Annotated in this window: 16 protein-coding genes; 5 read left to right on the top strand and 11 right to left on the bottom strand. The window is 47.5% G+C overall.

All coding sequences use genetic code 11. The features are described from left to right. Positions 1 to 31: 31 nt before the first annotated feature. The 3 genes from aroA to gyrA form a co-directional block, all read right to left on the bottom strand. Positions 32 to 1312 carry a 3-phosphoshikimate 1-carboxyvinyltransferase gene (aroA, locus tag MHM93_RS10645; protein ID WP_239449127.1) on the bottom strand — a complete coding sequence of 427 codons (1281 nt, stop codon included), beginning with the start codon at positions 1310 to 1312 and terminating at the stop codon, positions 32 to 34. Next, a complete protein-coding gene (gene serC, locus MHM93_RS10640; protein WP_045978730.1) occupies positions 1312 to 2394 on the bottom strand; it encodes a 3-phosphoserine/phosphohydroxythreonine transaminase in 1083 nt (360 codons plus the stop codon). Before serC ends, aroA begins: the two co-directional genes overlap by 1 nt. Positions 2395 to 2523: 129 nt before the next feature. Further along, complete coding sequence (gene gyrA, locus MHM93_RS10635) at positions 2524 to 5196, bottom strand: DNA gyrase subunit A (RefSeq protein ID WP_239449126.1); 2673 nt, start codon at positions 5194 to 5196, stop codon at positions 2524 to 2526. Between the two features lie 188 nt (positions 5197 to 5384). On the opposite strand from gyrA, the gene ubiG reads away from it, so the two are divergent. The 4 genes from ubiG to yfaE all read left to right on the top strand — a co-directional run bounded on the left by ubiG (position 5385) and on the right by yfaE (position 10404). After that, positions 5385 to 6095: a bifunctional 2-polyprenyl-6-hydroxyphenol methylase/3-demethylubiquinol 3-O-methyltransferase UbiG gene (gene ubiG / locus MHM93_RS10630; RefSeq protein ID WP_239449125.1), complete on the top strand. Its 711-nt coding sequence runs from the start codon at positions 5385 to 5387 to the stop codon at positions 6093 to 6095. Between the two features lie 518 nt (positions 6096 to 6613). Next, complete coding sequence (gene nrdA, locus MHM93_RS10625) at positions 6614 to 8899, top strand: class 1a ribonucleoside-diphosphate reductase subunit alpha (protein WP_022943829.1); 2286 nt, start codon at positions 6614 to 6616, stop codon at positions 8897 to 8899. A gap of 69 nt (positions 8900 to 8968) precedes the next feature. Beyond that, on the top strand, positions 8969 to 10099 hold the full coding sequence (gene nrdB / locus MHM93_RS10620) for a class Ia ribonucleoside-diphosphate reductase subunit beta (protein WP_022943828.1): 1131 nt from the start codon (positions 8969 to 8971) through the stop codon (positions 10097 to 10099). Positions 10100 to 10155: 56 nt separating this feature from the next. Then, the gene (yfaE, locus tag MHM93_RS10615) at positions 10156 to 10404 is read left to right on the top strand and encodes a class I ribonucleotide reductase maintenance protein YfaE (RefSeq protein WP_053911376.1); all 249 of its coding nucleotides are present in this window, start codon (positions 10156 to 10158) and stop codon (positions 10402 to 10404) included. Here yfaE and MHM93_RS10610 read toward each other — a convergent pair. Next, positions 10401 to 10925 carry a YaeQ family protein gene (locus tag MHM93_RS10610; protein ID WP_239449124.1) on the bottom strand — a complete coding sequence of 175 codons (525 nt, stop codon included), beginning with the start codon at positions 10923 to 10925 and terminating at the stop codon, positions 10401 to 10403. The genes yfaE and MHM93_RS10610 overlap by 4 nt on opposite strands. Positions 10926 to 11076: 151 nt before the next feature. Here MHM93_RS10610 and MHM93_RS10605 point away from each other — a divergent pair, with 151 nt between their 5' ends. After that, positions 11077 to 13518, top strand: a complete 2442-nt coding sequence (locus MHM93_RS10605; protein WP_239449123.1) for a TonB-dependent receptor — start codon at positions 11077 to 11079, stop codon at positions 13516 to 13518. Between the two features lie 53 nt (positions 13519 to 13571). Here MHM93_RS10605 and MHM93_RS10600 read toward each other — a convergent pair whose 3' ends face one another. The 7 genes from MHM93_RS10600 to MHM93_RS10570 all read right to left on the bottom strand — a co-directional run bounded on the left by MHM93_RS10600 (position 13572) and on the right by MHM93_RS10570 (position 26234). Continuing rightward, positions 13572 to 15323: a DUF3466 family protein gene (locus MHM93_RS10600; protein WP_239449122.1), complete on the bottom strand. Its 1752-nt coding sequence runs from the start codon at positions 15321 to 15323 to the stop codon at positions 13572 to 13574. An 11-nt stretch (positions 15324 to 15334) separates the two neighbouring features. Then, positions 15335 to 17251: an ABC transporter ATP-binding protein gene (locus MHM93_RS10595; protein ID WP_239449121.1), complete on the bottom strand. Its 1917-nt coding sequence runs from the start codon at positions 17249 to 17251 to the stop codon at positions 15335 to 15337. Then, positions 17238 to 17504 carry a glutaredoxin family protein gene (locus MHM93_RS10590; RefSeq protein ID WP_053911331.1) on the bottom strand — a complete coding sequence of 89 codons (267 nt, stop codon included), beginning with the start codon at positions 17502 to 17504 and terminating at the stop codon, positions 17238 to 17240. The genes MHM93_RS10595 and MHM93_RS10590 overlap by 14 nt, the downstream gene beginning before the upstream one ends. Beyond that, positions 17479 to 19599 carry a bifunctional 23S rRNA (guanine(2069)-N(7))-methyltransferase RlmK/23S rRNA (guanine(2445)-N(2))-methyltransferase RlmL gene (gene rlmKL, locus MHM93_RS10585; RefSeq protein WP_239449120.1) on the bottom strand — a complete coding sequence of 707 codons (2121 nt, stop codon included), beginning with the start codon at positions 19597 to 19599 and terminating at the stop codon, positions 17479 to 17481. Before rlmKL ends, MHM93_RS10590 begins: the two co-directional genes overlap by 26 nt. Before the next feature lie 53 nt (positions 19600 to 19652). Then, positions 19653 to 20180, bottom strand: a complete 528-nt coding sequence (locus tag MHM93_RS10580; RefSeq protein WP_022943964.1) for a cell division protein ZapC domain-containing protein — start codon at positions 20178 to 20180, stop codon at positions 19653 to 19655. A gap of 130 nt (positions 20181 to 20310) precedes the next feature. After that, a complete protein-coding gene (gene pyrD / locus MHM93_RS10575; protein ID WP_022943965.1) occupies positions 20311 to 21321 on the bottom strand; it encodes a quinone-dependent dihydroorotate dehydrogenase in 1011 nt (336 codons plus the stop codon). Between the two features lie 74 nt (positions 21322 to 21395). Beyond that, a complete protein-coding gene (locus MHM93_RS10570) occupies positions 21396 to 26234 on the bottom strand; it encodes an NAD-glutamate dehydrogenase (protein ID WP_239449119.1) in 4839 nt (1612 codons plus the stop codon). Positions 26235 to 26415: the final 181 nt, after the last annotated feature.

Raw genomic sequence — 26415 nt, 5'->3', positions numbered from 1 at the left:
CTCGCGAAAAAGCGTAAACAGGCTGCAAAGGCTAGTACTGACTGACGTGTGACAGTGTATCAAAATAGGTAGGGAAGGTTTTCGCGGTGCAATTCGGGTCGTTAATAGTGACAGGCCACCCGCCCACTGCAACCAATGAAAAGCACATCGCGATACGATGGTCGTTATAAGTATCGATAGCGACATCATTAAGTTCTGTTACCGGGGTGATTTCGATATAGTCTTCGCCCTCTATGACCTCAGCGCCCAACTTTTTCAACTCGGTTGCCATGGCATGTAACCGGTCGGTTTCTTTGACTCGCCAATTATAGATATTACGAATTGCCGTTTTGCCCTTTGCAAACAGTGCGACTGTTGCCAGGGTCATTGCTGCATCGGGAATCGCATTGGCGTCAATGTCCACGCCTTTGAGTGTACCTTTGCGCACAACCAACTTGGTATCATGCCAATCAATGTCAGCCCCCACCTGCTGCATGACCTTCGCAAAGCCGATATCTCCTTGTACACTTTGCGAGCCAACACCATGAATGGTGATTTCACCGCCAGCAATAGCTGCCGCCGCAACAAAGTAAGATGCTGAGGAAGCGTCGCCTTCAACCATTATGCGTCCAGGGCTTTGGTATGTTTGTCCGCCTTTGACATAGAACCGCTGATAATTGTCATGTTCAACATGGACACCAAATTTCGCCATCACTCCAAGGGTGATATCTATATAGGGCTTAGAAACCAACTCGCCCTTAATGCTGATGTTGGTATCCCCCTGAAATAGCGGAGCGGCCATCAATAAAGCGGTCAGAAACTGACTGGAAATACTGCCATCAATGCTTACTTCACCCCCGCTGAGTCCTTGACCCTGAATCACCAACGGCGGATAGTGGCGCTGTTTGCTGTAGTGAATATCGGCTCCCAGTGACTGTAGCGCATCCACTAAGTGGCCAATCGGACGCTCTTCCATGCGCGGCTCGCCTGTCAGTGTGAAAGAGCCCGAAGTTGCTGCTAGCACCGCAGTCAGTGGTCGAAATGCGGTGCCCGCGTTACCAAGAAACAAAGCATCATCTGGGGTATCCAGTTCACCGCCCCGCCCGTGCACCACAGCCTGCGTTTTATCATCGCTCAATTCAACCTTAACCCCTAAGGCCGAGAGCGCTGCAAGCATATGACGAATATCATCGCTATCGAGCAGGTTGGTCACCGTGGTGTTGCCCTGTGCGAGCGCTGCCAGCAATAAGATGCGGTTAGAAAGGCTTTTTGAGCCTGGGAGGGTGATCTCGCCATTGATGCCTTTAATTGGCGCTAATCGTAATGACTCCATCACCCATGCTCCTTGGCAAACTCATCCATAAAGGTCACTAGCGCTTCAATACCGGCAACCGGCATGGCGTTATAGATACTCGCGCGCATTCCGCCAACAAAACGATGCCCTTCTAACGCCAGCAAGCCCGCTTGTTTAGACAGTGCTAGAAAGCGTTCATTATGACGCTCGTCATTCAACCAAAACGGTACATTCATTAATGAGCGGCAAGCTTTGTCCACTTTATTATTGTAAAACGACGAGCTATCGATGTAATCGTACAAGATTGCCGCTTTATTTTTATTATGGCGCTGCATAGCTGGTACACCACCATGCTCTTCAAGGTACTTAAACACCTCATCAGCCAGATACCAAGCGAAGGTCGGCGGCGTGTTATACATACTGCCCTGCTTGGCCTCCACCGCGTAATCCAGTATTCCTGGGCGCGGCAAACCTTGACGTTCAAGCAGCGTCTTTCGGACAATCACAATAGCAAGGCCCGAAGGACCAATATTTTTTTGCGCACCGGCGTAAATAACATCAAAGTCATCAACATTGATTTCTCGCGATAGAATCATCGACGACATATCGGCCACGATAGGCGCACTAGGGTGGCGAGGCACATCAAATAATTCAACACCATCAATGGTTTCATTAGGGCAATAATGAATGTAGCTGGCTTTTTCAGGCAATGGCCATTGCGCCACCGGTGTGACGCCAAACTGACCATCACGGTCATCACGTACATTCAGCTCAACCACATCGGTGTACTTACGCGCTTCTGTCGCCGCGCCGTCAGACCAAATACCGGTATTAACATACACCGCTGGTGCATCGTCCAAATGCAGATTCATTGGCACAGCGGCAAATTGACCACGACCGCCACCATGCATAAAGAGCACAGCAAAATCATCGCTAATGTTCATTAACCGGCGCAAACGCGCCTCGCACTGTTGCGCCATAGTTAAGAACGGTTCAGCTCGGTGACTCACTTCCATCACCGATACTCCGAGATTTTGCCAATCTAAAAATTCACTCTGTGCCTTTTTCATAACCTCGGGTGGCAACATGGCAGGGCCTGCACAAAAGTTGTATACGCTCATTACTTCTATTTCCTCATTCCATATGCGTATGGATAACACCTAGGACGCTATGCACCACGATTAGGTGCTCGAGAGGTGTTATCAACAAATAAAAAAAGCGGCTGAAGCCGCTTTCATATACTAAGAGATTTACTCAGGCGTGTCATCGCCTGCAGAGGGTGCCTGTGAATTTTCTGGCACCTCATTTTGCTCTATGTCGACTAGGTCTTCATCATCGATTTCTTCGATACGTTGTAACCCAACCACAGCCTCACCGTCAATGGTGCGGATCAAAATGACCCCCTGCGTGTTACGGCCAACGCGAGACACTTCATTAACACGGGTACGTACTAAGGTCCCGCGATTAGAAATGATCATGATTTCATCATTGTCATCGACCTGCACCGCGCCGACCACCGGGCCATTACGCTCGCTCACTTTAATTGAGACCACGCCTTGTGTCGCTCGACTCTTAGCAGGATACTCTTCTAATGGTGTGCGTTTACCATAGCCATTTTCAGTCACGGTCAGGATAGCGCCGTCCCCTTGCGGTACAATTAACGATACCACTTTGACGTCGTCTGGTATCTTGATGCCACGAACACCTGTCGCAGTACGGCCCATAGGACGCAGAGCGAGCAGTTCTTCGCCCGTTTCAGGGTCACGTTTAACTTCACCCGTTTCAGCATCGCGTTGTTTCTCATTGAAACGCACTACTTTGCCGTGCTCGGTAAATAGCATGATGTCGTCTTCACCAGTGGTGATACGTGCACCGATTAGGCTATCCCCTTCATTCAGGTTAATCGCGATGATGCCGCTGGCGCGTTGACGGCTGTAGGCCGTCAGTGGCGTTTTCTTAACAACACCGCTGGCGGTCGCCATGACAATAAACTTGTCTTCTTCGTATTCACGCACAGGTAATATCGTGGTGATACGTTCATCAGCTTCGAGCGGTAGCAAGTTAACAATCGGCTTACCACGCGCTGCACGGCTGGCAAGTGGCAACTGATAGACTTTCAGCCAATACAAACGCCCTGCGCTGGAGAAGCATAAAATGGTGTCGTGGGTATTGGCAACCAGTAACCGCTCGATGAAATCTTCATCTTTCATCTTCGTTGCCGACTTACCCTTACCGCCTCGACGCTGGGCCTCATAATCACTCAAAGGCTGGTACTTAACATAGCCTTCATGGGACAAGGTCACCACCACATCTTCTTCGTTGATTAAATCTTCTAAGCTGATGTCGTGAGCCGCAGCACTGATTTCAGTACGACGTTCATCGCCATAGGTGTCTTTAATCAATACTAACTCGTCACGGATCACTTCCATCAACCGTTCAGGTGAACCGAGGATATGTAACAACTCAGCGATAAGCTCAAGTAGCTCTTGGTATTCATCAAGGATTTTACCGTGCTCTAAGCCAGTCAGCTTATGTAAGCGCAGCTCCAAAATAGCCTGAGCTTGGGGCTCTGATAGGTAGTATTGACCATCGCGAATACCTAGGCCATCAGCAAGCCAGTCTGGGCGCGCAGCATCATCACCGGCTTTTTCCAGCATGGCTTTTACATTGCCGAGCTCCCACGGGCGAGATACTAACGCTTCTTTCGCCTCGGCCGGTGTTGGCGACTTACGGATCAGCTCAATGACCGGGTCGATATTCGCCAAAGCAATAGCAAGACCTTCAAGGGTGTGTGCACGGTCACGGGCTTTACGTAAATCGTATACAGTCCGGCGAGTGACCACCTCGCGACGATGCAGAATAAAGGCTTCGAGCATCTCTTTGAGGTTGAAACAACGCGGCTGATTGCCATCTAGGGCAACCATATTCATGCCAAACACTGTTTGCATTTGCGTTTGTGCGTACAGGTTATTGAGGATTACTTCGCCGACTTCGCCGCGTTTTACCTCGATAACAATGCGCATGCCGTCTTTATCAGACTCATCGCGCAGCGCACTGATCCCCTCAATCTTCTTGTCTTTAACCAGTTCGGCGATTTTTTCAATCAAGCGCGCTTTGTTGACCTGGTATGGGATTTCATGGACAACGATGGTTTCGCGACCGGTTTTTTCATCCACTTCGACATCGGCACGAGCGCGGATATAAATCTTACCACGGCCGGTTTTATAGGCCTGCTCAATGCCCTTCTTGCCATTGATAATGGCTGCGGTAGGAAAATCAGGACCAGGAATGTAGTCCATCAATTCTTCAATCGTGGTTTCCGGCTCTTTAATAAGCGCCAAACAACCATTGATCACTTCGGTGAGGTTATGCGGCGGTATGTTAGTGGCCATACCGACGGCAATACCCGAAGAGCCATTGACCAGTAAGTTAGGCACTTTGGTCGGCAACACATCTGGGATTTGCTCGGTGCCGTCGTAGTTCGGCACAAAGTCTACAGTTTCTTTTTCTAAATCAGCCAGTAGCTCTTGTGATAGCTTCGCCATACGCACTTCGGTATAACGCATCGCTGCCGCTGAGTCACCATCTACCGAGCCAAAGTTACCTTGACCATCAACAAGCATGTAACGCAAGGAGAATGGCTGTGCCATACGAACGATGGTGTCGTACACTGCACTGTCGCCATGGGGGTGGTATTTACCGATTACATCACCGACTACACGAGCCGATTTCTTATAGGGTTTATTCCAGTCATTGCGGAGTTCATTCATGGCAAACAACACACGACGGTGAACAGGCTTAAGCCCATCACGCACATCGGGAAGCGCACGCCCTACAATTACACTCATAGCGTAATCGAGGTAGGAATTTTTTAACTCATCTTCAATATTAACCGGAAGGACTTCGTTGGCGAGATCAGTCATTGATTCCACTTTCCTTCTTCATTGACAGCCTCCGTCCCCAACAAAGTGAAGGAGAATCAGCGACTGTCATTTGTCGTTATTATCTGCGTTCATGCTATCACATTATTTTTGATTTTACAGGCGCTAAATCTTTGCGATTTGCGAAAATCCCCCCGTATAATGGCCTCATAAACACGAGGAAGTTTTATATGACCGAACATCAAAATGTAGACCACAGTGAAATAGCTAAATTTGAAGCCATTGCCGAACGTTGGTGGGATTTCGACGGCGAATTCAAACCACTGCACGATATCAACCCTCTGCGACTGGATTTCATCGCCCAGCACGCACAAGGACTGGCGCAGAAGCAGGCCGTGGATATAGGCTGCGGAGGCGGAATTTTAGCTGAGAGCATGGCCAAGCTTGGCGCTCAAGTCACGGGAATTGATATGGGCCAAGAGCCACTCAATGTAGCGAAGCTGCACGCGCTGGAGTCTGGGGTAAAAGTGGATTATCAGTTAAGCACTGCCGAAGCATTTAGCGAACACCACAGTGAACAGTTTGATGTGGTCACTTGTATGGAAATGCTTGAGCATGTGCCTGAACCCGAGTCGGTTATTGCCGCCGCCGCCCGCCTCGCTAAACCAGGAGCAAATGTGTATTTCTCTACGCTCAATAAAACCACTAAAGCCTATTTGCTGGCAATAGTGGGAGCGGAGAAGGTGCTAAAAATGGTTCCTGAAGGTACGCACGACCATAGTAAATTTATTCGCCCCTCGCAACTTATAACGTGGGCTGAGCAACAGGGACTCAAAGTGCGTCACAGCGCCGGCTTAAGTTATAACCCGCTGACAAAACAATTTACCCTTAATAACGACGTTAGCGTTAACTATTTATTACACTTCGAAAAATTGCTGTGATCGAAAATGATCCGCGCATTGTATTGGCAAATTCGCGGATGACGAATACACTATATCTGGTGGCTTGTTAATTTTTGAACACCAGATATAGTGATTTAAAATGATCGTCACGAATACAATTTAAGCGTATTGATGATAAAAAAATCAGTCGCTATCGGTACAAAAATTTCGTTTAAATTGTTTTTTTTGGCGTTGATTTTCATCTAAATACAGCTTTAAAAATGCTATAAGGTTAACGATCACTAACCCCTTGTAGTTATCCACAGATTGTCAAGGTATGCGCCTCTTGCAAAAGCATCGCTACCCCACTATCTTGTGAGTCGCTGTGATGAAAACACCATATATAGTGTTTAAATCTTGGCCAATTAGGCCGTGCTTTAATCTGCTGTACTCATAAATAGGTGATAGCGAAGCACTATCCTGGCAGTAAAGTAACATCCGCTGATGTAAATACGGGCGGCAACACGTATTTCTCAGCCGTGCGCTAAGACAACTAATTATAAATACGGGCAATAACTATGAACCAACAGCTATCTGTTAGTAAACGCGACGGACGTAAGGAAGCGCTGGATTTAGATAAAATCCATCGCGTTATTACTTGGGCGGCAGAAGGTCTGAATAATGTATCTGTCTCACAAGTTGAACTTAAGTCCCATATTCAGTTCTATGACGGTATCCGCACCGAAGACATTCATGAGACAATCATTAAGTCAGCAGCAGATCTGATCTCAAAAGACACTCCTGACTATCAGTTTTTGGCAGCTCGCCTTGCTATCTTCCATCTAAGAAAGAAAGCTTATGGCCAATTTGAGCCACCGAAGCTGTATGATCACGTAGTTAAGCTCGTTGAAGATAAACGCTACGATCAACATTTACTCACTGATTACACTCAGTCTGAGTTCGAGCAAATGGATGCCTTTATTGATCATAGCCGAGACTTAAACTTCAGCTACGCCGCAGTAAAGCAGTTGGAAGGTAAATACCTAGTCCAAAACCGTGTGACTGGCGACATTTACGAGAGCGCGCAATTTTTATATGTATTAGTGGCTGCCAGCTTATTCTCTGAATACCCAAAAGAAACGCGTCTTGACTATGTTAAGCGCTTTTACGATGCCGTTTCTACATTCAAAATTTCGTTGCCAACACCGATTATGTCGGGTGTGCGCACACCGACTCGTCAATTTAGCTCATGCGTACTGATTGAGTGTGACGATAGCCTAGATTCCATTAACGCGACTTCTTCTGCAATCGTTAAATACGTATCACAGCGTGCCGGTATTGGTATTAACGCCGGACGCATTCGTGCCCTAGGCAGCCCAATCCGCAACGGTGAAGCCTACCATACAGGCTGTATCCCATTTTATAAGCACTTCCAAACGGCAGTAAAAAGCTGCTCTCAAGGTGGAGTACGCGGCGGCGCAGCCACACTCTTCTACCCACTGTGGCACTTGGAAGTGGAAAATCTGCTGGTCTTAAAAAATAACCGAGGTGTCGATGACAACCGGGTACGCCATCTAGATTATGGTGTGCAGTTTAATAAGTTGATGTATACCCGACTCATTAAAGACGGCCACATTACCTTATTCAGTCCATCGGATGTGCCAGGCTTGTACGATGCCTTTTTCGAAGACCAAGAAAAGTTCGAACAGCTTTATGTGCAGTACGAACAAGACGACAGTATTCGCAAAAAACGTATCAAGGCCATTGAGCTGTTTTCGATGTTTTTGCAAGAGCGTGCCAGCACTGGGCGCATCTATCTGCAAAACGTGGATCACTGTAATACTCACAGCCCGTTCGATGCTAAAGTCGCGCCTATTCGCCAATCTAATTTATGTTTAGAAATCGCGCTGCCGACTAAACCGATGAATAATGTTATGGACGAAGAAGGCGAAATTGCCTTGTGTACGCTATCGGCATTTAACCTCGGTGCTATTAATTCACTCGACGAGCTCGAAGAGCTGGCCGAACTAGGTGTCCGCGCCCTTGATAGCCTGTTGGATTACCAAGAGTACCCTGTTCCTGCTGCGTATAACGCCACCATGGGCCGTCGTACTTTGGGTATTGGCGTCATTAACTTTGCCTATTACTTAGCTAAAAATGGCAAACGTTATTCCGATGGCAGTGCCAACGCGCTAACACACAAAACTTTTGAGGCGATTCAATATTACTTAATGAAAGCGTCAAATGAGTTAGCGAAAGAAAAAGGCGCTTGTCCTAAGTTTAACGAAACAACCTATGCTCAAGGCATTATGCCTATCGATACTTATAAGAAGGATCTCGATAGTGTATGTGACGAGCCGTTACACCTTGATTGGGATGGACTACGCGAAAGCATTAAAACCCATGGTATGCGTAACTCGACGCTATCAGCGTTAATGCCTTCAGAGACCTCATCGCAGATTTCTAATGCCACGAACGGCATCGAGCCGCCGCGTGGGCACATCAGCGTTAAAGCATCTAAAGACGGTATTTTGAAGCAGGTAGTGCCTGAATATGAGCGTTTGAAAGAGCAGTACGAGTTACTTTGGGATATCCCTTCTAACGATGGCTACCTGCAACTTGTTGGCATTATGCAGAAGTTCGTTGATCAAACGATTTCAGCCAATACCAACTATGATCCAAACAAGTTCGAAGGCGGTAAAGTACCTATGAAGTTACTGCTTAAAGACTTATTGACCGCGTACAAGCTTGGCGTCAAAACGTTGTACTACCATAACACTCGTGATGGTGCAGCTGACTCGCAAGACGAGCTTAAGCCAGAACAAGCCGATGACGGCTGTGAAGGCGGCGCGTGTAAAATATAATTACAGCATGCGGCTGTGTACAGCCGCATTCCTTTGTTGTTCTACCAAGTAGATTGAGACCCCACGACTATGTCATACACCACTTTTAGCCGTAATCATAACGACCAATTAAAAGAACCGATGTTTTTTGGGCAAACGGTGAATGTGTCACGTTACGACCAGCAGAAGTACCCTATTTTTGAGAAGTTAATTGAAAAGCAACTGTCTTTCTTTTGGCGCCCGGAAGAAGTGGATGTCAGCAAAGACCGTGTTGATTTTCAATCATTGCCCGATCATGAACGTCACATTTTCTTGAGTAACCTGAAATACCAAACCCTGCTAGACAGTGTTCAAGGACGCTCACCCAACGTTGCCTTGCTGCCTATCGTGTCGCTACCCGAGTTGGAGACCTGGATAGAAACATGGGCGTTCAGTGAGACTATTCACAGTCGCTCATACACTCATATCATTCGCAATGTAACGCAATCCCCTGAGCTTATTTTTGATGACATTGTCACCAATGACAAAATCAATGAACGTGCCGACGCGGTGACTCGTTACTATGATGACTTAATCCACTTAACATCAATTTATAACCTGTACGGCGAAGGTCAGCACACCGTTAACGGCGATGTCATTGATGTGAGCCTGTACGAGCTTAAAAAACGTTTGTACTTAGCGATGATGTCGGTGAATATTCTTGAAGCCATTCGCTTCTATGTGTCGTTTGCATGCTCGTTTGCGTTTGCAGAGCGTGAGCTGATGGAAGGCAATGCAAAAATCATTAAGCTTATCGCTCGTGATGAAGCCTTGCACCTCTCTGGTACGCAGCACATGCTCAATATTATGCAAGAAGGTAAGGACGACCCGCAAATGGCAGAGGTAGCAGCCGAGTGCCGCGAACAAGCCATTGCGATGTTTGTCGATGCAGCGCAACAAGAAAAAGAGTGGGCTGAATATCTCTTCAAAGATGGCTCTATGATAGGGCTCAACAAAGACATTCTCTGTCAGTACGTTGAGTACATTACCAATGTGCGTATGAGCGCGGTGGGCTTGCCAACTCAATTTGAAACTCAAAGCAATCCGATCCCATGGATCAATGCTTGGTTGGTATCTGATAACGTGCAAGTCGCTCCGCAAGAAGCGGAAATCAGCTCTTACTTAGTTGGCCAAATCGATTCGCAAGTGGATGCTAACGATTTTGGTGACTTTGACCTTTAATATAAGTGGGGCCTCTTTGGCCCCTACTCTTCCTCATCGTGTCTAACAAACCCGCTATCATCACACTTAATGGCCAGGCCTTGCTTCACCCAGAGCAGAGCCCCAGCTTGTTACATAGCCTAGAAAGTCAAGGTGTCGATGCGCCATATCAATGCCGTGAAGGGTTTTGCGGCGCTTGTCGAGCCAAGCTATGTCAAGGCAGCGTGGTGTATCGCCACGAGCCGCTTGCTTTTATTCGTGATGGTGAAATATTGCTGTGTTGCTCCACCCCTGAAGGCGACATTGCAATAAGTTTTGACGACTAAAACCAACTCACCTGCAGAGCTGAACGAACAAATACATCATTGGCAGTAATGCTAATTTCATCACTGTCAACACTCACATGCCATGCCAAAGAGCGCGCCAACATGGCCTCTAGGCGCGTAATAAAAGCGTTTTCGATAGCAATTAGCTCAACTCGCTGATGTGCTAGTAACCAGTGCTGTAGCTCACTATCAACTGGCATTACGGTGATCACATATAATTGTTGAGCCTCGCGATATAGCTTATTTAAGACCTTAATATCACCTGTAAACACTTCGATAACCAGCTCATAATCATCGAAGTCATTTTTGGCATAAACATCACGCTGTGGTTTTTCACGGGCGTCACATAACCTAAGGTCATGGCGATAAGCAAATAAGCAAAATCCAAGCAGTCGTAGAATAAAGTGATGCAGGGATTCGTTATCTCGCCGCGCGGTTGTAAAATGCTCATTCAATTGGCAGTGATGAACGTTATCATTAATTGTAAAGTGTGCTTTAAACACCCTTCCTTTATCGCTCATAAGTCCCGCTTCCTGATCCTTGATACTTAGTAAGTATAGAGCAAGGCGCAGGGTAACAACGAATAAACTGGAGGTTATAGTATAACATTGTTGAGTTTATTGATTTGCTAATGTTATATTATAGCCAATGTCAGTAACTGGAAGTATTCTTATGTTCAAACCTGCGCCTCTTTCTCTCACTATTGCCGCGCTACTGAGTGCGCCCAATGCGCTCGCGGGCACTGTGACCGGAACCGTTATCGACCCTCAACAACAACCCATCGAAAACGTTATTGTCCACTACCATGGTAAACAGCAAAGCGTTCGTACCAATGCCAATGGTGAGTTTTCAATCACCCTAGATGCAGCGGGCGAGCTACATTTCAGTAAAGACGACTATATTGATAAGCGCGTGGCGGTTAATGAGCAAGACCAAACGGTTCAAGTCAACCTCACCCCCTCCGCAATTGAAACCGTTGTTGTTTACGCTTCGGGACTGGATAAAAATAACCTCGACATGGTATCGCCAGTATCTGTACTGAGCGGCGATGCACTGCGTGATAGCGCGCAACCAACATTGGGTGAGACCCTCAAAGGGATCCCGGGCATTAACGCCAGTTATTTCGGCCCTGTTGCATCGAGCCCTATCATTCGCGGTTTAGATGGTCCGCGTGTAAAGATCACTCAAAATGGTTTAGACAGCAGTGATGCCTCTCGCGTCGGCCCAGATCATGCTGTGACCACCGAGTCTATTGCTGCTGAGCAAATAGAAGTACTTCGTGGCCCTGCTACTTTGTTGTATGGCTCTGGTGCTATCGGTGGTGTAGTGAACGTCGTTGATAACCGTATCCCCACCGATCGTATTGAGGGTTACGAAGGAGCGGCTGAATACAGCCATGATACCGTATCGACTACCAACACCTATGCGGGTAAGTTTGCAGCGGGTCACGATGGCTTTAATGTGCATGTCGATGGCACTGACCGTGTTGGTCATGATTATGAGACTCCACGTTTTTATACCCAAGAGCATGAGGGCGAATTAGAGGCTCACGATAAAGTGGATAATACCTTTATCGATAGTGCCACGGTTAATTTAGGCACCAGTTACGTTGCTGATCATTGGACCCTTGGTTTGTCTTATGGCCGTATTGAGAGCGACTACGGAATTCCAGCCCATTCTCATGACCATCACGATCATGAAGAGCACGGACACGATGAACATGGCCATGAAGAGCATGGACACGAAGATGAGCATGACGGTCACGATGAACATGCCGGCGAAGAGCAAGCCCATAATGTATTTGCGCGCGTTGAGCAAGACCGCTGGCAAGCGTTAGCAAGTTATTCATTCCACGACAGTATCATAGAAACACTGAGCGTTCGCGCAGGTTATACAGACTACCGACACGCTGAAGTGGAAGAGCAGACAATCGGTACCCTATTCGAAAATACCACCCATGAAGCACGCATCAATGCCAAGCATCGCGTTGGTCAATGGCACGGTACATTGGGCTATCACTACACTGACTCTGACTATGCAGCTTCGGGTGCCGAAGCCTTTACACCTGCGACAGAAACGCGAGTACACGCCCTGTACTTGCTGGAAGAGCGTGAATTTGGTGACTGGACATTAGAGCTTGGTGCTCGCGTCGAAGATTACAGTTTGTCTAGCGATATAGCTGGTACATCAGAGCATGAAGATGAACATGACAGTCATGACCATGAACAAGAGCATCATGATGAGCACCTCGAAGACCCAGAGCTAATCGCTTACGAGTATGATGAAACAAACATGAGTTTTTCATTAGGTGGGATTTGGCAGTACCAAGAAGGTTACAGTTTAGCTGTCAGTTTATCTCATTCTGAGCGTGCTCCACTCACCGCTGAGCTGCTATCTAATGGTGAGCATATCGCAACATCAACGTACGAGTTAGGTCTTGCTTATGATATAGAAGACGGTGAAGCGCACTTTAACGGCCAAAATGTGCAACAAGAAGTGGCAAACAACATTGACGTCAGCTGGCGTAAATACATCGGTGATTTTGGCGTTAATCTAAGTGTGTTCTATAACGACGTGGAAAACTTCTATTACCAACAAGATACTGGCTTGGTATATGAGCATGATGAAGGCTTCATTGCTGCACAACTTGGCGATGAAGACGCCATGACAGTGTATCAATATCAGTCTCAAGACGCCGAACTATATGGCTTCGAGTTAGATATGCACTACCAAATTAGCCAGCAATGGCGTATCAAGGGCTTTGCCGACTCGGTCAGCGCAAAACTCGATAACGGTGAGTATATTCCTCGTATTCCTGCCGCCAAGCTTGGCACCCAGCTTGATTACACGCTACAAAATTGGGACTTAGCACTTAAGGCCACGCACTATCTTGAACAAGATGATATTGCTGCCTCTGAAACGGTCACCGACGCTTATACCTTAGTTGATTTCACCGTTGACTATAACTTTGCCGTAGGGTCATTTGATGGCGTGGCTTACATGCAATTAAATAACCTGACTGATGAGCTTGGCTTTGTTCATAGCTCCTTTATAAAAGAGCAAGCTCCGTTACCTGGGCGTAATCTGCGTCTCGGTATTCGCGCTTACTTCTAATTCGGTTAGACATAAAAAAGCCCGCATTTGCGGGCTTTTTTATGTTTGTAACCTTAACCGTGTTTACGGCGCCAGCCTAGCAGCGGTAACGCCAATAAGGCAAGCCAACCTAGGCTTCCGCTTTGACGCTCGTAGGTTTCTGCGGCCTCAGGTGGGCACTCTTCAACCTCACCGCCAGCGATAGGAGTGAGTTTCACTGGTTTGGCTACACTCTCATATAGCGTCTCACCATCACTATCGACCTCCACTTCACCGAAAGAATTCAACTTAGGTTCGGTTTTAGTAGCAACACCATAAATGATGTTGTCATCATCAATGGCCGTTGCTTCGGCGAAGGTATACGGATAATTGCTTTCACCATCAACGTCGTAGCATGGCAATAAATCGTTAATATTGGCGATTTTGTCATCACCTAAGGTGTAGATGAAGCCTTCACGACGACGACTGCCTGAGTTAACAACATCTACTTCACCTTCGCCGACAATGACGCCCTGCTCGTTTATGTCACGGCCCACTGAGCTTGAACTGGTAAAGTAGTCTGTCGGGAACACTGTGGTGCCCGTTTCAATGTTATGGTAGAAGAACTTGGTCGTGCGTCGCCCTTCGATGTTTTTGGTGGCGTAGCCGGTGACGATGCCATTATCAGTGATCGCCGTTGCCTTACCAGAGTACCAATCATCTTCTTGGTCGATGATTTCTAGTACTTCACCATCTTTAAACAGGGCTGGCAGGGTATTAATGCGATTATCGTTGTTATTATCACGGATATGTGAATAACCAACGGCAACTCCTTGTGCATTAACGGCCAACGCCGTAGAGACGAATGCACTGTTTTCGTCTTCTTCAATGCTCAACCCTAAACCAAGGTTCTTCGTATCAACCACATTTAAATCTGCATCCAAGGTCCACAACGTGGCTCGGCGGTCATACAAGCCATTGCGGGTATTGCTGGCGCTGCGATTTTCGATTTCCCAAACACACACCGCAACCGGTTCATCTTCACCGTCGCAGCGATCGTCATAGTTATCTTGGCGATCTTCAGGCACGCCAGTTGAGCTGTCACCAACCACATAGTAACCGCCATCAGGGCGCATAACGATATCATTCGCTGTCCCTTGACCGCCGTATAAATCACTGATCACTGGCAAGGTGACTACCGTGCCGTCGACACCGACAACCACCCCGCGAGAGCGAAAATCGCGCACAAAATAGGTTTGCGCCTCATCATCGCCACTCGGCGTGAATTCTATTTGCTCATAGGGTGCTGATGACCACCCTGCGCGCACTCCATCTTCACTAATAGCGTTATATAAGTTAGCGACGCTGCGCGTCAAACCGTCGTAATGATCGCTTTGCTCGTCTAATAACACCTGCTCTGTTGCTGGGCTCGGTGTAAAGTTTACAGCCACGCTATCAGCAATTTTCTGCCAGTTGGCATCGCTGTTAACACTCGACGTTGATAGGAAGCTGAGCATAAAACGATGCGCATCAGCATTGAGGTTACCTGCTTCGATATCGTCCAAAGTAAAGGTAATCTCTTTATCAATGGCTTCGAACTGACTACGCTCCCAATCATCGTATGCGTTGGTGATCTGGCTATCGTTAAAGTCTATGTAACTAACATCGATTGGAAGATTGTATACGCCACGAGCTTGGCCAATAACCTCGCCATTATTATTAGCATCAGTAACGTAATGGTGTTTCGCAATATCTAAGGTACTCAGCTCCTCCACCTGATAAACGGCACCATGGACATGGGCGCTCAAGCCGGTAAGAATGCTCAATGCGACTAAGGATTTTTTCATGTTCTTCCCTACTACTGATTTTGTAATTCTTCGAGTTCTTCCCAACGGGCGAACGCAGCTTCAAGCTTCGACTCAAGCTCGGCCAATTGGTTCAATTTAGCGCTGGTAGTTTCGTTATCTTGCTTAAAAAAGTCACTACTATTGACCTCTTGTTGCAATGTGTCAATAGCTTGCTCAAACTGTTCCACCTGCTCAGGTAAGGTTTCGAGTTCGCGCTTATGCTTATAAGACAGCTTATTACTGGATTTAGGCTTGCTAGTTTTGTTCTGCGCTTGTTGCTGCTCGGCATCGGCACTGGCTTTACGCTGCGCCTCTAGTGCCGCCAACTGCTGGGCGCGATAAGCTTCATAATCGCTGTAACCGCCCACCACTTCGGTGATTTTACCATTGCCGTCAAATCCCCATACGCTGGAACAGGTGTTATCGATAAACTCTCGGTCGTGACTAACAATCAACACCGTGCCTTGATATTGGTTAACAATATCTTCTAATAGCTCGAGTGTTTCAATATCAAGGTCGTTAGTCGGCTCATCGAGTACCAATACATTCGATGGCTGCAAGAAAATTTTCGCTAGTAACAGGCGGTTCTTCTCCCCCCCAGAGAGCGCCTTCACTGGCGTACGAGCGCGCTTAGGGGGGAATAGAAAGTCTTGCAAGTAACCCAGCACATGGCGTGAGCGCCCGCCTACATTGACTTCCTGCTTACCGTCCGCGACGTTGTCTTGCACGCTTGCCTCTTCATCAAGCTTGGCACGGTATTGGTCAAAATAAGCTATTTCTAAATTAACGCCTTGTTTAAGTTGTCCTTTGGTGCTTTGCAACTGCCCAAATAGTAGCTTCAACAAGGTCGTTTTGCCGACCCCATTAGGGCCGACGAGACCAACACGGTCACCACGCATCAATAACGTTGAAAAGTCATCAACTATCACTTTGTCACCAAAGGCATGGCATAAATGCTTGGCCTCGGCAACTAACTTGCCTGAACGTGCTGCGGTTTCGATATTTAAATCAACTTTGCCGACTTGCTCTACCCGTTGTTTACGCTCTTGTCGCAGCGCTTTCAGTGCGCGTACGCGGCCTTCGTTACGGGTGCGTCGCGCCTTAATGCCTTGGCGGATCCACGCTTCTTCTTCTGCCAGCTTTTTATCAAACTCGGCGTTTTGCTGTTCTTGCACCTTTAAATCGTGGGCTTTGCGCTCTAGGTAAGTTGCATAATCCCCTGGGTAAGAAACCAACTGGCCACGATCAAGATCGAGAATGCGGGTTGCTAAGGCGCGGATAAAGGCACGGTCATGCGAGATAAAGATAATCGCGCCTTTAAACTCTTTCAAAAATTGCTCTAACCATTTAACCGATGCGACATCCAGGTGGTTGGTGGGTTCATCCAATAGCAGTAAATCGGGTTCACCAACCAGGGCCTTCGCCAGTGCCACTTTACGCAACCACCCTCCTGAAAGAGTGGCTAATTGCGCGTCTGCATCTAATTCTAATTGCCCCAGTACGAGCTTAATTTTGGAATCAAATCGCCAGCCATCTTGGGCTTCAATATCGGCAGAAATACTTGCCAGACGCGACAATGCTTTTTCATCATCGGCATGCTCAGCAAGCTGTGCGTTTAAGGCATGAAACTCTTTAAGTAATTTAGCTACGGTGGGCAGGCCATCGGCCACATAGTCGAATACGCTGCCCTCACTATCACGGGGCGGATCTTGCTCTAGGCGCGCGATTTTAAGCTCACCGACCTGATTAATGTCACCATCATCAAGGATTACATCACCGCTAAGGACTTTTAAAAAAGTCGATTTCCCCGCGCCGTTACGGCCAACGACACACACACGCTCGCCCTGCTCAATAACGGCATTGGCACCGTCAAGTAACGGGTGGGTTCCATAGGCCAACTGGCCGTTTGTTATTCTAATAAGGTCCATACTGCTCTATTAATTGATTGATTGCCTGCTGGTCAAAAGGCCACCCCAGCTCGGCCTCGGGTCGATGTGCCAACGCCATAACGGGAATACGCACTTGGTAGGCGCTCAGCCATTCGGGATCATCGATGATGTCACGCAATTCAATAGCACTCACTTGTGGATGCTGCGCCAACATTGCTTGCGCCTGCTCACACAGGTGACACCCCTCGGTGTGATATAACACCACCTTAGCCACGGCGAATAACCCAGGCATTGTGAATATGTTTGTTACGGGCAAAATCTGCAGACTGCGTCTGCTCAGTGATATTTTCAACACGCAAGCCTTGTAAAGCCAGGGCGTCTTCGTCCATCTTAAAACCACGTTTATTGTTCGAAAACACTAAGGTGCCATTTTTTGCCAATAACTTAGCTGTGTCTACCAATAGGCTGACATGGTCACGCTGTACATCAAAACTTTCCTTCATGCGTTTTGAGTTTGAAAAGGTTGGCGGGTCGAGAAAAATCACATCGTACTCACCGCGCGTACGTTTTATCCACTCTAAACAATTGCCATGCTCAAAACGATAGCGCGGGCTCTTTAATTTATTCAATGCGAAGTTACGCTGCGCCCATTGTAGATAGGTTTTCGACATATCCACAGTGGTCACTGATTTAGCTCCACCCAGCGCCGCTTGCACCGAGGCAGTGCCTGTATAGGCAAATAGGTTCAGTACCCGTTGATCTTTGGCGATATCGCGAATGTACTTACGTGCTAAACGATGATCGAGGAAAATACCGGTATCAAGATAGTCATATAAATTCACCTCAAATAGCGCGCCATACTCGCTAATCACTTGGGTGCGACCTTGATTCGCTTGCGCTTGGTATTGACTGTCACCTTTTTGCCGCTGTCGCACTTTCAAGGCAACATTAGCTGGCGCCAGCGACAGCGTCTCACAGGTTAACATCAATACATCCTGTAGACGTTTCTGGGCGACACCCTCATCGATGTTCTTCGGCGCAGCATACTCGTAGATCACCGCGCTGTCTGGATAGACGTCCACGGCAACATTGTATTCAGGAATATCTGCATCATAAATACGATACGCGCTGATTTGCTCTTGCTTGAGCCACTTTTTCAGACTTTGGCGGTTCTTTTTCAGGCGATTGGCAAAGGCCACCGACTGCTCAAAATGTAGCGGTGTTTTATCGCCTTTGTGCCCTTGGGTCTGTTCTTCGGTAATGTCGTACAGTGCCAATACCGTATCGATGGGGCCGTTTTTAAACTTGTATTGCTTGAGCTTGACTAATTTAAACAGCTTTAATAGTTCTGCATCACTCACTAGCAAAGCGCTGCGCCAGTGGCAAAAGCCCTGTTTGAGTTGATGACCCAGCTGGCGATACAGGGCCAAAATTTCGGCCATCGATCCCAAGCGTTCACCGTAAGGTAAGTTCGCAATGACCACACCAGGGCGTTTACACGGCGCCTTCATATTGGCCAAATCACCGGTGTCAAAATCGATATACTCAGCGACTTCGGCGCGCGCAGCATTGTCTTTAGCCTTAGCAATGACCTTGGAATTAATATCATGACCAATCAGCCAAGGTTTAGCGCTGTCGTTAATCTCATCGCGCAGGGACTGCTTTAATTCTTTAAATTTGACCGCTCGGTGACTGGGTAAACGTTCAAAGGCAAACTGCTCACGTTGCAAACCCGGAGCAATGTTTTTTGCCATTAGCGCCGCTTCAATGAGTAAGGTGCCAGAGCCACAGGTGGGATCAAACAGCGGTTGCGTGGTGTCATCTAGCCAGCCACTGCGCATAATCAACGCGGCCGCTAGGTTTTCCTTTAAGGGAGCTTTACCCTGAGCGCTACGGTATCCACGCTGTGAAAGACGAGGACCTGAATAATCAATGTACAAAGTCAGCTTATCATGATTAAGCTTTGCCACCACGCGCACGTCAGGGTGCTCTTTGCTGACATTTGGGCGGCGCTCATATAAATCATGGAAGTAATCACAAATTGCGTCTTTAATAACAAGGCCACCAAACTGGCTGTTTTTCAGCTGGCGGTTAGTGCCATTAAACTCCACGGCAAAAGACTGATCCGGCCCAAAATACTCTTGCCAAGGCTGAAAGCGGGCAAAATTATATAACGCGGTTTTGTCTTCAACACCACTGCCCTGTTGCAATTGCAGCATGACCCGAGTAGCAAGGCGCGTCGTTAAACAAATGCGTTGAGCAGTAAGGCTATCAGCACTGAACTCCACCGCGCCAACACGCTGTTTTTGTACTTCGGCGCCAAGCGCGCTGAGCTCTTGCTCGAGTAACTGTTCAATGCCTATGGAAGTAAGGGCAACAAATTGCAAAGTGACTATCCTATCTCGTAAATTCGCCGAGATTGTATCATAGCCGAGGAAGGTTAAGCGCGCTTTTGTTGGTTCTGAGCGGATAAAATAGGATGAATTCGGTTGTTCAGTACCTTGATAACCTCAAACTGTTTTAGGCTAAGATTTTCATCAAGTGCGAAGTGTGGTTCCAAGCACAGACAAACACTGGCGCCATCGGCACAATCAACAATGAGAAACTGGCCGCTTTGGCACTGTGAAGTCAGGCTAACAATGGCTTCTTGATTGATATCTCGCCCAGTGTATGGCGCAAAAAACCAACTTTTAGCGAGCACAGGCTTGAGGTAGTGTTTTACCGCTGTGGCGTTAAGTGCTATCTGACAAATCTGCGCATCGCTCCACAGATTAAAAGTACTCAAATACTCACCCACTTGCTTATAAAAGTCGGCGTCAAGGAGGTTAAATTGGGGCTCACTCAAGGCTTCATCTGTCAGTTGGCGCAGCTTATAGGGCGTGCAAAACTGCATCTCTCCCATATCGAGCACTAAGCGATTTTGCTCACTCGAAATTTGCCACTGCCAATGTCGTTGTGCCTGTAACATGTTGCCCTCTAAATCCGTAAAAGCCTTTGTACACCTACCTTATAACTTTGGATTATAGCGTTAGTTGATCCCATGTAAAATAGATTCTAAGAATATTTTATGAGGGATCAAACACTAACATAACTGATCCTTATAAGGCGCGAACGATCCTTTTCACTAAAGCCGGGCCTTCATAGATAAAGCCAGTATACACTTGCAGTAGATCAGCACCGCCATCAAGCTTTTCCTTGGCGGCTTCGGCACTGTCAATGCCACCGACACCGATAATAGGTAAACGCCCTTGCGATAACCGTTTGATCTCTTTAATAACCTCTAGAGACTTAGCCCGCACCGGACGTCCTGATAGTCCGCCAGCCTCATCGGCGTATTGCAAACCCGCAACAGCGCTGCGCTCTAAGGTGGTATTGGTCGCAATCACCCCGTCAATGTGGTTGTTCAATAACGATTGGGTGACCTGCTCGACTTGAACACTGTCTAAATCCGGCGCAACTTTGACCAGCATCGGGACTTGTTTATGGTGTTTGGCCGCTAAGTCTAGCTGTTCATTTTTCAAACTCGATAACAAGTCATCGAGCGCTTCGCCGTATTGTAAGTCACGCAGCCCTGGGGTATTTGGCGAAGAAATGTTAACGGTTATGTACGAGGCATGTTCAAAGACTTTACGCATGCAATGGATATAGTCGTCCTTGCCCTGCTCATTAGGCGTGTCTTTGTTTTTACCTATGTTGATCCCTAAGATGCCATCATAATTGGCGGCTTTGACATTCGCCACTAAGTTATCAACGCCTTTGTTGTTGAACCCCATACGGTTGATCACCGCATGTTGCTCTGGCAAACGGAAAATACGCGGCTTGTCATTTCCTTGCTGAGGTCGCGGAGTTACCGTCCCCACCTCAATAAAACCAAATCCCATCTGGGCGAAGGCTTCAATGCATTCGGCATTTTTATCTAATCCAGCCGCCAACCCCACGGGGTTTTTAAATTCAAGGCCAAGGAAATTAACCGGTTTGTCTGGAACTGACTGGGACCACGCCATGGATAAGGGCGTGTTGGCATAGCGGCTTAAATTAGACAATGCGAAGTCATGCGCCCACTCAGCATCTTTAGTGAACATAAACCGACGCGCTAAATCATAAAACATGGAACCCCCAAAAAAATACCCCAGACAAAAGCTGGGGTATTCTACAGAGTTTTACTGCTTTTTAACAGCGGCGCTTACGCCCGTTGATCACAGTTGTGTGCAAGCAACATCAATTCCCGTAGTGCTACTGAGAACTTAGCAAAGTCATGGCTTTGCGACGTTTTAAATTCGCTAAGCATTTGCTGCCAGCGATGCAATACAGCATTATTTGCTTCCATCCACGCGTCAATTTGCGCATCCACATCTTGCTCTTTGTCATCGAAACTACGCAGTACCACATCGGTTAATGTGCGTTGCTGCCAATCGAGCTCTTCGCGATAAGAAGCACGCGCCAAGGCTTGCCAATGGTTTTGCACTGGCTGATGAGTGATTTGCGTTAAGAACCAGTGCAAGCCCATGCGCGCACCCAGTTTGAAGTAGGTGTTTGACACCAAGGCTGTGTTGCGCTCGGTTTGCGCGGCCACTTCGGCCAAGTCCATGGTGGAGAACAAGCTCGATAGTGACACAATACGCATCGCCAATTGAGCGGGAACGCCTTGATCGGCCAGGCTCTTGGCGTTTTCGCGGATTTGCTCGCTCTCATCACTTACCATGTAGCTGTGTAAGTTATCCGTCAAGTCTTTAAAACAAGGCGCAAAATGAGCGATGGTTTGCTCAATAGTCCATGCTTTATTACGGTGACGTAAGAACCAACGTGTTACTCGACGTACAGTACGACGTAGCTGATACAGCATTTCTGTTTGCACTTCAGCATCTATCTTATTGTCGAGCGCTTCGATTTCCGACCAGGTCTGCGGCATATCGAAAATCTCGCGAGCAATGGAGTAACATAAGGCGATTTCAGCGTCTGATGCGCCCGTTTCTTCGTGCATACGCACCATGAAGTTTAAGCCCATGTCGTTGACGATGTTATTGGCCAACTTAGTAGCAATAATTTCGCCACGCAACGGGTGGTTATCCATGGCTGAATTGAACCGCTCACGCAGTGGTACAGGGAACGACTGGACCAGCAGCTGACGGTAGTACGGGTTCTCAGTGATCTCGTCGGTGACTAAGGTTTCTTTGAGCACCATTTTCGCATAAGACACCAACACTGACAGCTCTGGACGAGTCAAATCTTTACCCGCAGCAGCGCGCTCAGCAAGTTCTTCGTCAGTAGGTAAGAACTCAATAGCACGATCGAGCTTACCGTCTTTCTCAAGCGCGTGGATAAAGCGGATCTTCTCTTTTAATGTCGATGCGCCCTTAGATTGCGTTACGGAGATAGTGTGAGTCTGACGATAACAATCTTGTAGTACTAGCTCTGACACCTCATCGGTCATCGCGTACAACAGCTCGTCACGTTGCTTTTTAGTGAGCTCACCTTCACCCACTAAGGAGTTCAGTAAGATCTTAATGTTCACTTCATTATCAGAACACGCCACACCGCCTACGTTATCGATAAAGTCGGTATTAATACGCCCACCTTTGGCCGCGAATTCAATACGACCAAGTTGAGTAGCGCCTAAGTTGCCGCCCTCACCGAAGATTTTCGCGCCCAGTTCACCACCGTTGATACGCAATGCATCATTTGCACGGTCGCCAACATCTGAGTCTGTCTCAGACTTAGCCTTCACATAGGTGCCAATACCGCCATTCCACAACAAGTCGACTGGCATCTTCAGGAGCGCTTTGATTAGCTCATTAGGCGTCATCGCCGCTTTCTTAGTACCCACCATCTTCTTGATTTCAGGCGTTAAGGTAATCGACTTAGCACTGCGGGCAAAGATACCACCGCCTTTGGAGATGAGTTCACTGTTATAGTCTTCCCAGCTCGAGCGCGGTAATTCAAACAAGCGCTTACGCTCGTCCCAAGATGTTGCAGCATCAGGGTTCGGGTCGATGAAAATATGCATGTGGTTAAAAGCCGCCTGCAGACGGGTATGCTTCGAGAGCAACATGCCGTTGCCGAATACGTCACCGGCCATGTCACCGATGGCAACCGCTGTGAAATCGTTGTTCTGGCAATCAATACCAATTTCGCGGAAATGACGTTTAACAGACTCCCACGCGCCTTTTGCGGTAATCCCCATCTTCTTGTGGTCATAACCAATCGAGCCGCCGGAAGCAAAGGCATCACCTAGCCAGAAGTTATATTCGCCAGCGATCCCGTTGGCAATATCAGAGAAAGTGGCAGTGCCTTTATCGGCGGCAACCACTAAGTACGGATCATCTTCGTCATGACGTGTGACATTCTCTGGCGGAACAATGTCGCCATGCACGATGTTATCAGTGATATCAAGCAAACCACGGATAAAGATTTTGTAGCACTCTTGCCCTTCTTTAAAGAAGGCTTCACGCTCACTAGGCAGTTGCTTACAAACAAAACCACCTTTTGAGCCAACAGGCACAATAACGGTGTTCTTAACCTGCTGCGCTTTTACAAGGCCCAAAACCTCGGTACGGAAGTCTTCACGGCGGTCTGACCAACGCAATCCGCCCCGCGCTACTTTACCGCCGCGAAGGTGAACACCTTCAACGCGTGGTGAGTAGACGAAAATTTCAAACGCCGGCAGTGGCAATGGCATCTCTGGAATCAAGCTTGGCTTGACCTTGAAAGAGATATACGACTTGAATACGCCGGTGTCGTCTTTCTGATAATAGTTAGTGCGCAGCGTGGCATTGATCATATCAACGTATAAGCGAATGATGCGGTCATCATCAAGGTTGGCAACATTCTCAAGCGATTCATACACCTGAGCAACGAGCTTCTCCAAGGCTTTTTCGCTGCCTGGTGCTTTCACTGAGAACTTTTTCGCAAACAGCTTCACGATTTGTGTCGCAATATCTGGGTAGTTAGCGAAAGTGCTTTCAATGTAAGTCTGCGAGAACGTCACTCCGATTTGGCGCATGTACTTGGCATAAGCACGCAAAATCGACGCTTCGCGGCCCGTTAAGCCACCATTGAGCACTAAACGGTTAAAGCCGTCGTTCTCTAGGCGGTTATTCCAAACATCGGTAAGCGCTTTTTGGAAACGCGCAGATACTTTATCAAAGTCCGCGATCTCTTTGTTGTCGAGCAACATTGAGAAGTCCATAATCCAATTCACTTGGCCGTCTGAGGTTTTTACTGCATACGGTGTTTCACCGATAACGCGTAAGCCAAAGTTTTCTAACATCGGCATCACGTCAGACAAATGAATCGGCTCGTCTTTGTGGAACAACGACAAACGAACAATATTCGAGCTCACTTCTTCTTGTGGGCGGTAGAACAACATCTCTAGTTTGTTGTCGTCATTGAGCAGCTCAAGCTTTTCAATATCAACCACAGCGGCACTTGGCAACACTTGGTCTTTATACGAGCTGGCGAAGGCATTGGCATATTTACGGTTTAATTCATTACCGCGCGCTTCGCCATTGCTGCCTAATAGCGCTGATTGTAGTTTGTCTTCCCAAGTACGGGCTGCTTCTACTAAATTATTTTCGATTTCTTTCACGTCGTAATCTACGTCACTGTTGTTAACTCGCACAATATAGTGGGTACGAGCAAGGCTGGACTCGGAGAAATAGGTGGTAAAGCTGACTTTCTCATCGGAGCCAAAGGCATCAGCAAGAATTTGCTGCGTTTCACGGCGCAGTGCAGTGTTATAACGCTCACGTGGCACATACACCATGCACGAGAAAAAGCGTCCGTAAGTGTCTTTGCGCACAAACAGGCGACACATGTCGCGCTCTTGAATATGTAAAACCCCCATGGCCACATCCAGTAGCTCTTGTTCACGGGCTTGTACTAGCTCATCACGAGGATAGGTTTCGAGAATATTAAGGACCGCTTTGTAGGCGTGGGTGCCCTCGGCAAAGTCGCTCATCTCTAGAACACGACGAATTTTCGACTTTAACACGGGCACATCGGCCGCACTGTTGTTGTAGAAACTGGATGAGAACAAGCCAATAAAGCGGTCCTCGCCAATAACGTTGCCGTCTTTATCAAAGCGCTTCACACCGATGTAATCAATGTGTGCAGGGCGATGTACTCGCGATACCGAATTGGTTTTCGTTAATACCAATAAATTATTGCTGCGTGCTTCTTTGCGTGCGATTTCTGGCATGTTAGAGAGTAACCGCACTTGCTCTTCGTCAGAGTTCTTCATTAACCCTAAGCTTGTGCCTTTCACACCGCTGAGCTGATGATCACCTTTTACCGGCTTAAGTTCGTATTGACGATAGCCCATCAAGGTAAAGTTATCGCTGGCCAGCCACTCTAGAAATTCAACCGTTTCGTTTAATTCGGTTTTATCGACATTGTGTGGACGCTTAGGGAGATCGTTAATCACATCCAGCAACTGCTGACGAATGGGTTGCCAGTCTTCAACAGCCACCGACACATCATTAAGCACAGAATCAAGCTCTTCTTTAAACGCTTTAATTTCCGCGTCATCGGTCTGGCGATCGATTTCAATAAAGAACACGGTTTTGGTCGAGCTCGACTCTTGTTCCGCTTTTAAGTTTGAGAGATTAGTAATCGTGCCATCTTTATCGCGCTGAATTTTCAATGGCGTATGCAGTAATAAGTGAGAAGCGATGTTCGCGCGGTTAAGTGCCATGCGAACTGAGTCAACGAGAAACGGCATATCTTTAGCAATGATCTCGACAATGGTATGCGAGGACTGCCAGCCGTGCTTAGCAACTTCGGGATTGAATACGCGGATAACAGCATCATCGCCTTTTTTACTCTCTAACGAGTTCCAAAGGCTCAACGCTGCGCCGTAGAGGTCACTGTCGTTTCGGTGTGTCAGATCTTCATTCGACATGTTGCGATAAAGCGCCTTGGCGAATTTGTCGACCAGTGACACTTTGTCTGCGTGAACTTTGCTTTGAATAAGCTTGCTGACGTTATTAAGAATAACGGAAGCGTGACCATCATTTTGTGTCATTGTGTGTTCCTTAATCTATACCGCCTTGTGAACGGGTGACTGAATAGCGTGGAGTCAGTTAAATTCTAACGCTTTTGCAGCTAATAAAAAGCCTTTTCGATGAAATCAGACCAATGATTTCAGCATGTTGGCATTCTATTCACAAAATATAGATAGAAATGGCCGGTTAAGGCCATTTCTG

The sequence above is a fragment of the Pseudoalteromonas sp. MM17-2 genome, from assembly GCF_022347945.1.
In the GTDB taxonomy this organism is placed as follows: Bacteria; Pseudomonadota; Gammaproteobacteria; order Enterobacterales; family Alteromonadaceae; genus Pseudoalteromonas; species Pseudoalteromonas ruthenica.
The sequence above is the reverse complement of the archived record's forward strand: the minus strand, read 5'-3'. Positions and strand labels throughout refer to the sequence as shown.

Excerpts from the sequence above, each read along its gene's own strand:
- aroA (WP_239449127.1), bottom strand. The coding sequence starts at position 1,312 with ATGGAGTCATTACGATTAGCGCCAATTAAAGGCATCAATGGCGAGATC.
- serC (WP_045978730.1), bottom strand. The coding sequence starts at position 2,394 with ATGAGCGTATACAACTTTTGTGCAGGCCCTGCCATGTTGCCACCCGAG.
- gyrA (WP_239449126.1), bottom strand. The coding sequence starts at position 5,196 with ATGACTGATCTCGCCAACGAAGTCCTTCCGGTTAATATTGAAGATGAG.
- ubiG (WP_239449125.1), top strand. The coding sequence starts at position 5,385 with ATGACCGAACATCAAAATGTAGACCACAGTGAAATAGCTAAATTTGAA.
- nrdA (WP_022943829.1), top strand. The coding sequence starts at position 6,614 with ATGAACCAACAGCTATCTGTTAGTAAACGCGACGGACGTAAGGAAGCG.
- nrdB (WP_022943828.1), top strand. The coding sequence starts at position 8,969 with ATGTCATACACCACTTTTAGCCGTAATCATAACGACCAATTAAAAGAA.
- MHM93_RS10610 (WP_239449124.1), bottom strand. The coding sequence starts at position 10,925 with ATGAGCGATAAAGGAAGGGTGTTTAAAGCACACTTTACAATTAATGAT.
- MHM93_RS10605 (WP_239449123.1), top strand. The coding sequence starts at position 11,077 with ATGTTCAAACCTGCGCCTCTTTCTCTCACTATTGCCGCGCTACTGAGT.
- MHM93_RS10600 (WP_239449122.1), bottom strand. The coding sequence starts at position 15,323 with ATGAAAAAATCCTTAGTCGCATTGAGCATTCTTACCGGCTTGAGCGCC.
- MHM93_RS10595 (WP_239449121.1), bottom strand. The coding sequence starts at position 17,251 with ATGGACCTTATTAGAATAACAAACGGCCAGTTGGCCTATGGAACCCAC.
- MHM93_RS10590 (WP_053911331.1), bottom strand. The coding sequence starts at position 17,504 with ATGCCTGGGTTATTCGCCGTGGCTAAGGTGGTGTTATATCACACCGAG.
- MHM93_RS10580 (WP_022943964.1), bottom strand. The coding sequence starts at position 20,180 with ATGTTACAGGCACAACGACATTGGCAGTGGCAAATTTCGAGTGAGCAA.
- pyrD (WP_022943965.1), bottom strand. The coding sequence starts at position 21,321 with ATGTTTTATGATTTAGCGCGTCGGTTTATGTTCACTAAAGATGCTGAG.
- MHM93_RS10570 (WP_239449119.1), bottom strand. The coding sequence starts at position 26,234 with ATGACACAAAATGATGGTCACGCTTCCGTTATTCTTAATAACGTCAGC.